This is a genomic window from Massilia sp. CT11-137 (assembly GCF_047302885.1).
Lineage (GTDB): Bacteria > Pseudomonadota > Gammaproteobacteria > Burkholderiales > Burkholderiaceae_D > Telluria > Telluria orientalis.
On record NZ_JBKYMP010000001.1, the window covers coordinates 2,934,142 to 2,948,438 of the forward strand.

The window sequence follows — 14,297 nt, forward strand, 5'->3', positions numbered from 1 at the left end:
GCGCCCAACCTTATCACAAGGCGGGCCGGGCATCCAGGCCGTCAGTCGGGCGACAGGCGCAGCAACACCACGCCATGGGCAGGCACCGTCAGCGCCAGCGGTTTGCCGGTGTCGCCCGTGGCGCCCGTCCACAGGTCGGTGAACCGGTGGCGCTTCTGCCCGAAGTCGACGCTGTTGTTGCTGACGCGGTCGGACAGCGTATGGCTGTTCCAGTCGAACCGGTAGCGCCGCGCGTGGTCGGCGCGATTGAGGAACATGAGCGCCCATTCGCCGTTCGCCAGCGGCTTGGCATACATCTCGAGCTGGCCGTCGTTCATGAAACGCCAGGCCTGGATGCCCCGTTCATCCTGGTTCACGGCGATGACGGCGCGGTTGGTCAGGATCGCGCGCGTGGTGGCCGACATCGAACGGATGTCGTTCCCCGCGATCAGCGGCGAATTCATCATGGCCCAGATGGAGAAGTGGGCCCTGTCCTCGTCCTCGGCCATGCCCTTGCCGACTTCCAGCATGTCCATGTCGTTCCAGCGTCCGGGTCCGGCATGCCTGCGCAGGCCGTCCTGCTTGTCGAGGATGGGCAGCACGCCGAACGACGACCAGTCGCCGTGATTGAATTCGCAATCCCAGCACGGATAGATGTCGCCCGTCGTGCGCCATGAATGGCCCACGTCGCCGGCCCACTCCCAGGGCTTGTTGTCGCCCCATTCGCAGATCGACAACAGGACGGGGCGGCCGGCGGCGCGCAGTGCGTCGCGCATCGTCGTGTAGCCGCCTTTCGCGCTCAGGCCCTCGGTATTGCACCAGTCGTATTTCAGGTAATCGATGCCCCAGGCGGCGTACGTCAGCGCGTCCTGGTACTCGTGCCCGCGGCTGCCCGCGTGGCCGCCGCACGTCTTGTCGCCCACGTCCGAATAGATGCCGAGCTTGAGTCCTTTGGCGTGGACGTAGTCGGCCAATGCCTTGATTCCGGACGGGAAGCGCTGCGGATCGGCGTGGATGAAGCCCTGCGCATCGCGCTCGCCCTGCCAGCAGTCGTCGATGTTCAGGTACACGTACCCGGCATCGCGCATGCCGCTGGCGACCATGGCGTCGGCCGCGTCGCGGATGAGCTTTTCGTTGATGTTGCAGGCGAACGTGTTCCAGGTGTTCCAGCCCATTGGCGGGCGTTGTCCCAGTTCGGTGAACTTGCCGGGCGTGCCCGGTGCCGTGCGGACCGTCACGCCCTGCGCGTACGCCTGGTGCGAGACGGCGCCGCCGAGCAGCAGGACGGTGATAAATGCTTTCAACATGGGATGATGATTCCGAATAAAAAAAGGCGCGCGCCGGCAGGGCGCGGCCGAAAGGCCCGGTTGCCCGGGCAAGGAGATCAGGACGTGGAGATCAGAACGTGTAGCCCACGCGCAGGCTGTAGCGCGGTCCGGAGACGAAGACGGCGCGCACCTTGTCGCCGATACCCTGGTGCATGGTCTGGCTGTAGCGGGCATCCGTCAGGTTCTGCGCCTGGAAGTCGAATTTCAGGTTCTCGCTGAATTTGTACGAGACGCCGCCGTCCAGCTGGCCGTACGCGTCCGCCCACAGCGGCAGGCCCCAGGCCACGTTGTGCTGGCCGAAGGTCGGGCTGGCGGGATTGGTGTCCGTACCGTTGCTGCCCTGCGTCCCGTTCGTGTTGGTGCTGAGGAGGTAGCGCGAGCGCCAGTTGTAGGCCACGCGCGCCGACCACGGCCCCTGGTCGTACAGGATCGCCAGGTTGTAGGCGTTCTGCGACAGCTGGGGCAGCGGCAGGTTGCCGAACGCGCGTCCGTCGATGTCGCAGCCGTTCAGGTTCAGGTTGACGTTCGCGGCGTTCTGTCCGCCCGAGCAGTATTCGCTGAAGACCGGGTTGTACAGGCTGCGCTTGCTGTGGACGTAGGTGTAGTTCGCCGACACGCCGATCCCGCGCAGCCAGTCCGGCACATTGTCGAAATACTGCTGGTACGCGATCTCGCCGCCGCGGGCGATGCCTTTCGCGCCATTCACCGGCGCCGTCACCAGGAACTGCTGCGTGTTCCCGTTGATATCCTGGAGGCCCACCGACGTCGTCTGGTTGATGATCACGTCCTTGAGGCGCTTGTCGAACAGCGCCAGCGTCAGCGATCCGGATTTGGCGAAGTACCATTCCGCAGTGACGTCGAGCTGATTCGACGTGATCGGACGGAGCGCCGGGTTGCCCTGCGCGTTGCCGGTGCGGTTCACGGCCGTCACGTTCACGACCTTGGTCTCCTCGTTCACCGACGACACGATTTCCTGCGACAGCGTCGTGTAGGCCTGCAGTTGCGAGAAGTCCGGCCGCGACATCGACTTGCCGTAGGCCAGGCGGAACTGCAGCGTGTCGCTGGCCTTCAGGCGCAGGTTCACGGTCGGCAGGAAGTTGTTGTACCTGTTCTCGACATCGCTCTTGTTCAGGTAAGCGGGGATGTAGGGAACCGGGATGCCGGTGGCCTGCGTGCCTTGCCCGAACGGCGCGCCCGGCGTGTACGACATGTAGCCGGTCGAGTGCGAGCGGGTCTGCACGTAGCGCAGGCCGACGTTGCCGTCGATCGGGTATTTCAGGTCGTCGAAGCCGAAGCGCAGCTGCGTGTAGAACGCACGGGTCTTCTCTTTCTGGTCGTTGGTGCCGGCCGGGTTGTCGCCGCCGAATTTCGCCGCCTTCCAGATCTGGCACGGGTTGCCGCCATCGCCGCCATTGGCCGCGATCCGTTCCGGACACAGGATCGCGTCGTGGTAGTCATGCAGCGTCTGGTACGAAGCCGGATAGCCGCTGGCCACGCTCGGCGCGGGGAACACGACTGCGGGGACGCTGACGTCGCCGCCGAAGAAGTTGTTGAACTGTTGCGTCACGTGCGGCGCGTTGAAGCGCGGGTCGTTCAGGTAGGCCAGTTTCGGAATGTCCCAGCCCAGCAGCCACGGCGGCGTCACCCCGGCCCAATTCCAGCTCGGATCGGAGTTGACCGTCCGCGCTTCGCGGTCCGTCAGGCGCACGCCGAAGCGCACGTCGCGCAGCACCGGATGGTCGAACGCATAGCGCGCATCGCCCTTCCAGGCCTTCATGGTCCCGTCGGTCTTGTCGAGGTGTTCCATGGTCGACTCCCAGTAGTAATTCGCGGGATCGGCCAGGAAGGCGCGCTGTGAATCGGTAAAGTTAATCCTGGGCAGGCTGCCGCGCAGGTCGAGGCTCTCGTTCGGCATCAGCATGCCCAGGCCGACCGCCGAGGTGAAGTGGCTGCCGGTGGAGCGCACGTGCTGCAGGTCGCTCGTCAGCGTCCAGTTGTCGGCCACCTTCCACTGCACGTTCCAGGACACGTCGGTGGTCTTCGAATCGCCCTTGTTGAAGCCGCCCGCATTGCTGAACGGGATGCCGCCGTTCGTCGTGTCGCTGATGGTGCCCGTGACGAACGCGCCCTTCGCGTCGTACACGGTATCGGGGCTCACCTTCAGGTCATACGGGCTGGCCGACGAGAAGATCGACTGCTCGTTCGCGCTGTCCTTGTAGCGCGACTGGAAATACGTCAGGTGGCTCTGGAGGTTGTCGCGCTTCCACTGCAGGGCGCCGTAGGCACCTTGCCGCTTGCGGTCGTACTGGTAGTTGCGCCATTGCGCGCCTTTCGGTATCCACACCGTGCGGCCCGGTTGGATGTCGGTGCGTGGGAAGAAGGGTTCGAATTGGAACGTATCCGTCTGCGTGGAGCTGTCCGACGACGCGATATCGACCAGGGCGCCGAATTCGCCGAAGCCGGTTTTCCAGCGGTTCGAGTACAGGCCGGACACGGAAGGATCGGGCTTGCCCTTCCTGAGCGTGGAGTGCGTCGCCTCGACGGACAGCGCGCCGCGCTGGCCCTTGAAGTCGAACGGCAGCGCGGTGCGCAGGTTGACGAGACCCGAAATGCCGCCTTCGGTCTGCTCCGCCGAAGGGTTCTTGTAGACGTCGACGCCGGCCATCAGTTCGGGCGGGATGTCGCCCCAGCTGATCGAGCGGCCGCCGTTCGATGCGAACGCCTCGCGCCCATTGAGTTCGGAACGGACGTAGTTCAGGCCGCGGATGTTGACGCCGGCGCCCTCGACCGAGAAGCGTTCATTGTCGCCCGCCTGGCGGTTGATGCTGATGCCGACGACGCGCTGGAGCACCTCGGTGACGGAGCGGTCCGGCAGCTTGCCGATGTCGTCGGCGACGATCGAGTCGACGATCTCGTCGGCATCCTGCTTGAGTTTTTGCGCCGAGGCCAGCGCGGCGCGCTGGCCGGTCACGACGACAACGGCCTTGCCTTCGTTGTCCGCTTGCGCGTGCGCCAGGCCCGTTCCCCACGCGAGGTGAGCGACGGCGATTGCGATGGCAGTCTTGTTGGTGCGTTTCATGTGTCCCCTTCTGGTTGTCCAGCCGTCGAGTGCGGCGATTTCCGTTGTGCATGCACGTAAATCCGGCGCTAATAAAAAAACATCTTGCAAAAGACAATTTATTAACGCCGGATATACGAATTATTGACGCCGGGTTTTGTCGACGGGCGGAACGACGCGCGAAATCGGTGTTGTTTAGCGTTGTTTCGCGAAACTCGCCGGGTACGCAGTGGGGCAGGCAACGCTGTTGCGAGAAACGTCACTAAACAATGAGGGGAGGAAGGGGAGTGTGAAGGGCAGGTATGGACCGGTGGAATAATCGCCGTCGTTAATTTTTCGATGTGAAACGCATCGTCAAATTAACACCGACCCATTGATGGAGGAGATAACATGTCTAACGATACAAAAATTTCTTTGGACCGCCGCAGCCTGTTGTTCAAGGCGGCCGGCGCCGCGGCGGCCACGACGTTGCTGGGCGCTTGCGGGGGGGCCACCGGCCGCGCCGGCAACGACGCAGCGTCGGCAGCAGCGACGGCATCCCGGCAGGCCGCGCCGAAACCCGCGACCGTGACGATCGATGCCTGCGGGCAGGCGGGCGCGACCTCCACTTGCGTCGTGCGGCGCTTCACGATCAACGCCGCCCCCGTCGATCCGGCGGCCACGCCCGCCGCCCAGGCCCTGTACGGCTGGCTGCTGTCGAAGTTCGGCAAGTTCATCGTCTCTGGACAGACCGACCAGGATCACTTCGACTACGTGAAGAACCTGACCGGTCATTACCCATTGCTGCGCGGCTTCGACATGCAGCATTACAGCCCGATGTATTCGTGGCTGTGGGACGGCAATGCGATCAATCCGGGCACCGGCCAGCCGGGCTATTTCACGTTCGGGTCCCGATGCGGCCGACCCGTCGGTCGCCAACTCGATCGCATGGCGCCGGGACCACGGGGACAAGCCCGTCATCGCCTATCAATGGCACTGGCATTCGCCGTCGGGCGGCACCGCCGGCACGAACACGTTCTACACCGAGTTCACGACCTTCGATGCATCCCGGGCCGTGAGGAAGGGGACGCCGGAATATGCGGACACCCTGCGCGACATCGACGCGATCGCCGTCCAGCTCGCGAAGCTGCGCGATGCCGGCGTCCCCATCATCTGGCGGCCCTTGCACGAAGCCGGCGGCAGTTGGTTCTGGTGGAGCGCGAAAGGCAGCACCGTGTACAAGCAGTTGTGGGACATGATGTACGACCGCCTCGTGAATTACCACGGCCTGCACAATCTGCTGTGGTGCTGGTGCGGCGACGACGTGGCGTGGTATCCGGGGAACGACAAGGTCGATCTCGTCGGCATCGATTCCTACCCCGGCAACTTCGTCTACATTAACAACAAGACGGAGTTCGACAAGGCCTATGCGCTCAGCAACGGCGCGAAGCTCATCGCGATGACCGAGAACGGCCCGATGCCGGACATCGACAGCAGCCTCGAGGGCGGCGCGCCGTGGTCGTTCTTCATGTCCTGGGTCGACATCACGGCGGCCAATGACGATACGCGCATCAAGGCCGTGTATGCCGATCCACGCGTCATCACGCTGGAACGATACGTGTGATCAGAAGTTGTGACGCATGCCGAGCACGTACGCCTTAAGCGTCGCGCCCGGCGTGGCACCCAGACCGTTGATCGCGAAGTCGTAGACCCCGTTCGCGCGGTTGTCCAGGCGCGTCGTGTACGCGTACAGGCTGCTGCGCTTGCTGAGCGTGTAATCGTAGCCGAGCGTCGCATGCGTGGCGCCGGTGCCCGCGCCGGCGCGCACGAAGCCGATGCGCGTGCCGGCCGGCCCGCTCGCGTCGCCCGCGCGCGCAATGCCGATGCGGATGCCGTGCGGTCCCATCTGGTGCGACACGGACAGGTACACGGCATTGCGCGCCAGCTCGCCGGCGCCCGTCCCGTATTTCAAACGTTCGGCGACGACGGCGATGCGGGTCTGCGGGAACTGGTAGGCGAGGGCGGCCTTCGCGCCGGTGTCGTCCAGGCCCGGTCCCTGGTACTCGTGGTGGCGTTCGCCCGCCAGTACGGCATACCACGGGCCCCGTTCGTAGATCGCGGCGGCCGACGTCAGCGACGGCTGCGCGCCGCTTGCCGGCTTTTCTTCGTTCAGGCCGTGCGTCACCCGCAGCGACAGACCGTGCCAGGACGGGCTCCAGTAGTGAATCGAATTGGACTGGCGCCGGTCGAACGACGACTTGTCGCTGACGTTGTCCGCGTCCCCCGCGGATCCATTGCCCATGATGCTCATGTAGCCGGCCGTCGTCGGATAGAACGGGTCGAGGCCGGACGTGGCGCTGTTGTAGGCCGTCGTCCAGTGGCCCGCGAACAGCGTGCCCCAGGTGCCGGCGAGGCCCACGCGGGTATCGCGTGCGGCGAGGGCGCCGGCGCCCGTGTCGGGCGACAGCGTGCCTTCGACCTGGAAGATGGCTTTCAGGCCGCCGCCCAGGTCTTCGCCGCCGCGGAAACCCAGCACGGAGCGGTTGTTCGCGAGGCGCGCGAGGCCGGGGCCGGAGGACGCCGCCGCGTGTTCGAGGGCGACGTTGAGGCGGCCGTAGATCTGCACGGCGCCGTCTTGCGCGTGGACGGTGCCCGCGGCCAGCAGCATGGCGGCGGGGATTGACTTGATATGCATGGGGGATCTCCTTTGCCCGCATTGTCGATGCGGACGCGGAGACCGGGAACTACCGAAAGGTCAGGCCATCGGACTGCACTGCTCCGTCCCGGCCGCCATCGCCTTCAGGCGCGCCGGTTCGAGCAGCACGACCTCGCGCTTGTCGACCTGCACGAGCCCCAGCTTTTTAAAACGGGACAGCAGGCGGCTGATGCTTTCGATGGTCAGGCCCAGGTAGTTGCCGATGTCTTCGCGCGACATGCGCAGCTGGAAGCGCGTGGACGAATAGCCGCGCGCCGCGTAGCGGGCCGAGAGGTTGATGAGGAAGACGGCGAAGCGCTGCTCGGCGCGCATGTTCCCCAGCAGGAGCATGACGTTCTGTTCGCGCGTGATCTCCTGGCTCATGATGCGGTGGAAGTGGCGCAGCAGCGCCGGCACCTGGCCGAACAGGTCCTGCAGGTTCCCGAACGGGATCTCGCACACTTCGCTGTCTTCCAGTGCGACGGCGTCGCAGTGGTGGCGGTCGGCGCTGATGGCGTCCATGCCGAGCAGCTCGCCGGCCATCTGGAAGCCCGTGATCTGTGCCTCGCCGGCCGCGTTGATCTGGTACGTCTTGAAGTGGCCGAAGCGCACGGCGTACAGGTTGCGGAACGGCTCGCCCATCTTGTACAGCGGTTCGTCGCGCTCCAGGCGGCGGCGCTTGCCGATGATCCGATCCAGGCGGTCGATGTCCGCGTCTTCCAGCCCCATTGGCAGGCACAGCTGGTGCATGCTGCAGGCCGCGCAACTGGACTTGAGTGCGGTGACGTTGATGGGGGTTGCGGACGTGGTATCAGCGGCAATCATGGCAAGTACCTTCGGGTGATGTCTCGATTATAGACGTGCAGCCCGACTGCAACGAGGGAATTTGTCCCGACGTTGGTTGCCTGGCCAACGAAGTGTCGCGTGGACGTCAAGCGTGCGCGCCTTTGCGTTGTCAAGGATTACACTTCCCATGAATATTTGCCAACGGGAGAACCATGTCCGTCGAACAGCGTTCTGCTTCATCCGATTTGCATGACGGCGTGGAGAGAGCCGTCGCTGCGCCGCTGGCCGACGAGGACCAGGCCCGCGCCGATTTCTACGCGCTGTTCGCACGCCTGCTGCTGGCCCCGCCCGACGACGCACTGCTCGCGGCACTGGCCGCCGCGGACCCGATCGGCGCCGCCGGCGAATTCGCTCTCGAGGACGCCTGGCTGAAGCTGACCCAGGCCGCCACCGTCGTCGATGCGGCCGCCGCGGCCGATGAATTCTCGGCCATGTTCATCAGCACCGGCACGCCGCCGCTGAATCCGTACGGTTCCTTCTACCTCACGGGCCACCTGAACGATGCGCCGCTGGCCGACCTGCGCCACGACCTCGCGCGCCTGCGCCTCGCGCGGTCGCCAGGCGTGGGCGAATTCGAGGACCACCTGGGCACGCTGTGCGAGACGATGCGCGTATTGATCCAGGGCGGACCCGGCATGCCGCCGCGTGGCCTGGACGTGCAAAAACACTTTTTCGAAACGCATGTCCGGCCGTGGTATGCGGCCTGCCTGGCCGACATTGCGGGGAGTGCCGACGCGAATTTCTACCGGATCGTCGCAGGCGTCGTCGATGCCTTCCTGTCGATCGAAGCGCAGGCGTTCGCCGTGCTCGATGCCACCGACCCGATTGCCGCATGAGGACCATCATGAACGATGACAAGCAACCCGATCCGACCCGCCGCAGCCTGTTGAAGGCCGCGCCGCTGGGCGCGCTGGCCGTCGCCGCGGCCGCGCGTGCGCGCGCGCCCGGGCCGCAGCCGAGCCCGCGGCACCGGCGGCGCCGCAGCAGGCCAAGGGCTATCACGAGACGGAACACATCCGGCGCTACTACCGCACCGCGGCTTACTGGTAGAAGGAGACCACGACCATGACCCTGGTGAAGACATCACGCGACAGCGGGCTGAAACGGCGCCGCTTCCTCGTCGGCGCGGGCGTGACGGCCGGCGCGGGCGCCCTCGCGCGCCACCTGCCGCTGAACGTGATCCAGCCCGCGACCGCGGCGGACCCCGTGCCGGCCAGGCCGAACACGGAGGTCAAGCACACCGTGTGCAGCCACTGCTCGGTGGGCTGCTCGGTGGAGGCGGTGGTCAGCAACGGCGTGTGGATCCGCCAGGAGGCCGCGTTCGACTCGCCGATCAACATGGGGGCCCACTGCGCGAAAGGCGCGTCGGTGCGCGAGCACGGGTTCGGCGAACACCGCCTGCGCTATCCGATGAAGCTCGTGAACGGCAAGTACGAGCGCATCACGTGGGACCAGGCCGTGGGCGAGATCGGCGACCGGCTGCTGAAACTGCGCGAGCAGTCCGGGCCGGATGCGCTGATGGTGATCGGCAGCTCGAAGCACAGCAACGAGCAGTCCTACCTGCTGCGCAAATGGGTGTCGATGTGGGGCTCCAATAACTGCGACCACCAGGCCCGCATCTGCCACTCGACGACGGTGGCCGGCGTCGCCCAGACCTACGGGTATGGCGCGATGACGAACTCGTTCAACGATCTCCACTACAGCAAGGCCGTGCTGTTCATCGGCTCGAACCCGGCCGAGGCGCATCCGATCTCGATGCTGCACTTCCTGCATGCGAAGGAACTGGGCGCGAAGATGATCGTCGTCGACCCGCGCTTCACGCGCACGGCGCGCTTCGCCCACCACTACGTGCGCATCCGTCCCGGCACCGACATCGCATTCGTGTGGGGCATGCTGTGGCACATCTTCAACAACGGCTGGGAAGACAAGGAGTACATCGCCGCGCGCACGTACGGCATGGACGACGTGCGCAAGGAAGTCGCGAAGTGGACGCCCGATAAGGTCAGCGACGTGACGGGCGTGCCGGAAGCGTCCGTGCGCATGGCGGCCGAAATGCTGGCGACGAACAAGCCATCGTCCGTCGTCTGGTGCATGGGCATCACGCAGCACCACGTGGGCACGGCGAACGTGCGCGCGCTGTCGATCCTGCAGCTCGCGCTGGGGAACATCGGCGTGCAGGGCGGCGGCGCCAACATCTACCGCGGCCACGACAACGTGCAGGGCGCGACGGACGTCGGTCCGAACGGCGAGTCGCTGCCCGGCTACTACGGCATCGCGGAAGGCGCGTGGAAGCACTTCGCGACCGTGTGGGGCGTCGATTACGACTGGGTCAAGTCGCGCTTCGGCTCGAAGGAGTTGATGGAAAAGCCGGGCATCACGGTGTCGCGCTGGTTCGACGCGGTCCTGGAAGACAACCAGTACGTCGACCAGCCGGCGAACCTGCGTGCCGTGTTCTACTGGGGCCACGCGCCGAACAGCCAGACGCGCCTGCCGGACATGAAGGCCGCGATGCAGAAGCTGGACTTCATGGTCGTCATCGATCCGTATCCCAGCATGACGGCCGCGATGCACGGCAGGAGCGATGGCGTCTACCTGCTGCCGGCCGCGTCGCAGTTCGAGACGCAGGGTTCCGTCACGGCGTCGAACCGCTCGATCCAGTGGCGCGAGCGCGTGATCCAGCCGCTGTTCGAATGCAAGACGGACCACGAGATCATGTACCTGTTCGCGAAGAAGCTCGGCTTCGGCGAACAGCTCGTCAAGAACATCAAGGTCGTCAACAACGAACCGGTCATCGAGGACATCCTCCGCGAGATCAACCGCTCCTGCTGGACCATCGGCTACACGGGCTGCTCGCCCGAGCGCTTGAAACTGCACATGGAGCACAAGCGCGATTTCAATCCGACGACGATGCGTGCCGAATCCGGTCCGTGCAAGGGCGACTATTACGGCCTGCCGTGGCCGTGCTGGGGCACGCCGGAGATGAAGCACCCGGGCACGCCGATCCTGTACGACCTGCACAAGCCGGTGGCGGAGGGCGGCCTGCCGTTCCGCGCCAACTGGGGCGTGGAGCACAACGGCGAGCCCCTGCTGGCGGCGGACGGCTCGTTCACGAAGGACAGCGAGATCGACACGGGCTATCCGGAATTCGACCACGTGTTCCTGAAAAAGCTGGGCTGGTGGGCCGAGCTGACGCCGGAGGAGCAAGTGCAGGCCGAGGGCAAGAACTGGAAGACGGACCTGTCGGGCGGGATCATCCGCGTCGCCATCGCCCACGGCTGCGCGCCGTACGGCAATGCGCGCGCCCGCTGCAACGTGTGGAACTTCCCGGACCCCGTGCCGACGCACCGCGAACCGCTCGTCACGCCGCGGCGCGACCTGGTGGCGAAGTACCCGACCTACGACGACAAGGCCGCGTTCTGGCGCCTGCCGACACTCTATAAATCCGTGCAGGCGGTCGACTTCTCGAAGGACTACCCGCTGATCATGACGTCGGGCCGCCTCGTCGAATACGAGGGCGGCGGCGAGGAGACCCGGTCGAATCCGTGGCTCGCCGAACTCCAGCAGAACATGTTCTGCGAAGTGAATCCGGAAGACGCGGCGCAGATCGGCGTGAAGCTGGGCGAATTCATGTGGGTCGAGACGCCGACCGGCGCGCGCCTGAAGCTGATGGCGATGGTGACGCCGCGCGTGCCCGTGGGCCTCGTGTGGATGCCGTTCCACTTCGGCGGCTGGTGGATGGGCGAGGACCTGGAAAAGCATTATCCGGACGGCGGCGCGCCCGCGGTGCGCGGCGAGGCAGTCAATACCGGGTGGACGTACGGGTACGACGCCGTGACGATGATGCAGGAAACGAAGGTGTCGTTATGTCGCCTGGTGCGCGCGTAGGGTGGGCACTCCTGTGCCCACGCGTAACGCCAACATACCGCGAACATCGCGCGTGGGCACGGGGTGCCCACCCTACCGAAGGAGATTGAGATGGCCCGAATGAAGTTCATCTGCGACACGGAGCGCTGCATCGACTGCAACGGCTGCGTGACCGCCTGCAAGAACGAAAACGAGACCCCGTGGGGCGTGAACCGCCGCCGCGTCGTCACCATCAACGACGGCGTGCCGGGCGAGCGCTCGATCTCCGTCGCGTGCATGCATTGCAGCGACGCGCCGTGCCTGGCCGTCTGCCCCGTCAACTGCATCTATCACACGGAAGACGGCATCGTCCTGCACGACAAGGACCAGTGCATCGGCTGCGGCTACTGCTATTACGCGTGCCCGTTCGGCGCGCCGCAGTTCCGGTCCACGGGCCTGTTCAACCACCGCGGCAAGATGGACAAATGCACGTTCTGCTCCGGCGGTCCGGAGCCCGACACGTCCGAGGCCGAGTTCAAGAAGTATGGCCGCAACCGCATCGCCGAAGGCAAGCTGCCCGCGTGCGCGGAGATGTGCGGCACGAAGGCGCTGATCGGCGGCGACGCGACCGTCATCGCCGACATCTACCGCCAGCGCGTGGAGACGCGCGGCTACGGTCCGGAGCTGTGGGGCTGGAAGATCGCGTACGGCAAGCCGAAACGCGGCGGCGACATCAAGGCGAAGGGCGACGGCCCGCGCGAGAACCAGAATCTCAAGGACTCGCAGAACGACGAGGGGAGGCTGCCGACATGAAGCGCATCCTCATCCTCTGCCTGCCGCTGGCGCTGCTCGCGGGCTGCCTCGAAGTCGACCAGCATCCGAACTGGGTGCACGGCATGGTCGCCGGGAAGAAGGACGACCGGCCGTTCTTGCGGCACTTCCACAACGACAAGCTGTCGTGGTGGGGCACGATCAGCAACCGCAACATGAACCAGAACGAATACAACCGGGCCAACCCGTAACAGGAGCCGACCATGTCATTCACGCTACGATCGATATTGTCATTGCTCCTGTCGCTGTGGCTCGTCGGCATCGCGCACGCCGGCGTGCCGAACAACCGCGCCGAACCCGCGTATGCCGAGGAACAGACCATCCTGCAGGCCGAGAAGGATTCGCGCACGCCCGAGCCGGGACTGGGCTCGTCGGCCTCCGGCCGCGTGCACATCGACCGTCACTACCTGGGCCAGTACGGCGGCACGGAAGGCACCGTCATCGTGCAGCGCGGCGGCAACCAGTGGCGCATCTGGCGCAACGGGCCGATCGCGACGGCGATGGGCACGATCCTCGTCGTCGTGCTCGTCGCGATTTTCTTCTTCTACCGCGCCATCGGTCCCGCGCGCACCGAAGAACCGGACACGGGCCGGCGCATCCGCCGCTTCACGGGCTGGGAGCGCGGCGTGCACTGGGCGACCGCGATCAGCTTCATCATCCTCGCGGTGACGGGCCTCGTCATCATGTTCGGCAAGAAGCTCCTGATCCCGCTCGTCGGCCACGACGTGTTCGCGGCGCTGGCCTACGTCTTCAAGTACCTGCACAACTTCGTGGGCCCGCTGTTCATCGTGTGCTCCGTGCTGATGTTCTTCACCTTCCTGCGCCGGAACTTCTTCCGCCGCATCGACTGGCAGTGGGTCAAGCAGGGCGGCGGCCTCGTGTCGCACAAGCACGTGCGGGCCGGGTTCTTCAACGCGGGTGAAAAATCCTGGTTCTGGCTGGGGGTGACGCTGCTGGGCCTCGTGATGTCGATCAGCGGCCTGGTCCTGGACTTCGTGACCTTCGGGCAGACGCGCTACATCATGCAGGTCGCGAACTACCTGCACATCGCCGGCGCCACGTTCTACATCGCGGCCGCGATGGGTCATATCTACATCGGCACGTGGGGCACGCCGGGCGCCTACGAAGCGATGCGCCACGGGACCGTGGACGAATCGTGGGCCAAGGCGCACCACGCCGTGTGGTATGACGAAGTGAAGGCGGGCGTGGAACCGGGCACGTTCGACGACCGCGTGCCGCCGGACCAGCGGCCGCCGGCCGGCAGTCCGCCGCCGCGGCCCGCGCATTGAGGAGCCGCCGATGAAAACGACGATGAAGGTCATGGCCCTGCTGCTGGCGCTGGCCGCCGTGGGCTGCAAGCAGCATGGCGACGAGGCCCAGCGCAAGACCAGATTCCCCGGCATGGTGACGGCCGACGGCGGCACGAGCGGCCAGGTGATGGCAGCGCATGCGGGACCGAAGACGAACGCCGGCTATGCGGGCGGCACGCCGGGCATCGCGGGCGGCAGCGGCGGCAACACGGCCGGCGCGGAGACCGGCGGCTCCGTGCGCGAGACGGGACAGGTACCCAGCCAGGGCGTGACGCCGCCCAGCGGCGCGGGCACGCAGGGCACGACGCAGACGCCGCCCGGCGACCACGGCAAGCCGGCCGCGCCGACGCCGGCCGAACAGGGGCCGCTGCCGGGCGCCGTCAACCGCGACCCGAGCCACTCGGCGGCGCCGGGACGATGAGGAGACC

The 14,297-nt window shown here is 65.9% G+C and carries 12 protein-coding genes; 7 read left to right on the top strand and 5 right to left on the bottom strand.

The features are described 5' to 3' along the window. Positions 1-41: 41 nt before the first annotated feature. From ACEN98_RS13370 to ACEN98_RS13380, 3 genes are all read right to left on the bottom strand, one after another. Positions 42-1,286: a glycoside hydrolase family 27 protein gene (locus ACEN98_RS13370; protein WP_413385042.1), complete on the bottom strand. Its 1,245-nt coding sequence runs from the start codon at positions 1,284-1,286 to the stop codon at positions 42-44. A 91-nt stretch (positions 1,287-1,377) separates the two neighbouring features. Then, entirely contained in the window at positions 1,378-4,386 is a 3,009-nt protein-coding gene (locus tag ACEN98_RS13375) for a TonB-dependent receptor (RefSeq protein WP_413385044.1), read from the bottom strand. Between the two features lie 338 nt (positions 4,387-4,724). Next, on the bottom strand, positions 4,725-5,081 hold the full coding sequence (locus ACEN98_RS13380; RefSeq protein WP_413385047.1) for a hypothetical protein: 357 nt from the start codon (positions 5,079-5,081) through the stop codon (positions 4,725-4,727). A 125-nt stretch (positions 5,082-5,206) separates the two neighbouring features. On the opposite strand from ACEN98_RS13380, the gene ACEN98_RS13385 reads away from it, so the two are divergent. Continuing rightward, entirely contained in the window at positions 5,207-5,968 is a 762-nt protein-coding gene (locus ACEN98_RS13385; RefSeq protein ID WP_413385050.1) for a glycosyl hydrolase, read from the top strand. Here the strand turns inward: ACEN98_RS13385 and ACEN98_RS13390 are convergent, their stop codons facing one another. Continuing rightward, complete coding sequence (locus ACEN98_RS13390) at positions 5,969-7,039, bottom strand: porin (RefSeq protein ID WP_413385052.1); 1,071 nt, start codon at positions 7,037-7,039, stop codon at positions 5,969-5,971. Positions 7,040-7,099: 60 nt separating this feature from the next. After that, positions 7,100-7,864: a fumarate/nitrate reduction transcriptional regulator Fnr gene (gene fnr / locus ACEN98_RS13395; protein ID WP_413385054.1), complete on the bottom strand. Its 765-nt coding sequence runs from the start codon at positions 7,862-7,864 to the stop codon at positions 7,100-7,102. 218 nt (positions 7,865-8,082) lie between these two features. Between fnr and ACEN98_RS13400 the strand changes: the two genes are divergently transcribed. The 6 genes from ACEN98_RS13400 (at position 8,083) to ACEN98_RS13425 (ending at position 14,290) form a co-directional block, all read left to right on the top strand. Next, on the top strand, positions 8,083-8,721 hold the full coding sequence (locus ACEN98_RS13400; RefSeq protein ID WP_413385056.1) for a molecular chaperone: 639 nt from the start codon (positions 8,083-8,085) through the stop codon (positions 8,719-8,721). Between the two features lie 229 nt (positions 8,722-8,950). Next, positions 8,951-11,770 carry a formate dehydrogenase subunit alpha gene (locus ACEN98_RS13405; RefSeq protein ID WP_413385058.1) on the top strand — a complete coding sequence of 940 codons (2,820 nt, stop codon included), beginning with the start codon at positions 8,951-8,953 and terminating at the stop codon, positions 11,768-11,770. A gap of 90 nt (positions 11,771-11,860) precedes the next feature. Further along, positions 11,861-12,541 carry a formate dehydrogenase FDH3 subunit beta gene (fdh3B, locus tag ACEN98_RS13410; RefSeq protein WP_413385060.1) on the top strand — a complete coding sequence of 227 codons (681 nt, stop codon included), beginning with the start codon at positions 11,861-11,863 and terminating at the stop codon, positions 12,539-12,541. Next, positions 12,538-12,750: a hypothetical protein gene (locus ACEN98_RS13415; protein WP_413343801.1), complete on the top strand. Its 213-nt coding sequence runs from the start codon at positions 12,538-12,540 to the stop codon at positions 12,748-12,750. Before fdh3B ends, ACEN98_RS13415 begins: the two co-directional genes overlap by 4 nt. A gap of 12 nt (positions 12,751-12,762) precedes the next feature. After that, positions 12,763-13,848 (top strand): formate dehydrogenase subunit gamma, encoded by a 1,086-nt coding sequence (locus ACEN98_RS13420; RefSeq protein WP_413385064.1) that lies wholly within the window; start codon positions 12,763-12,765, stop codon positions 13,846-13,848. 10 nt (positions 13,849-13,858) lie between these two features. Further along, on the top strand, positions 13,859-14,290 hold the full coding sequence (locus ACEN98_RS13425) for a hypothetical protein (RefSeq protein ID WP_413385066.1): 432 nt from the start codon (positions 13,859-13,861) through the stop codon (positions 14,288-14,290). Positions 14,291-14,297 lie beyond the last annotated feature (7 nt).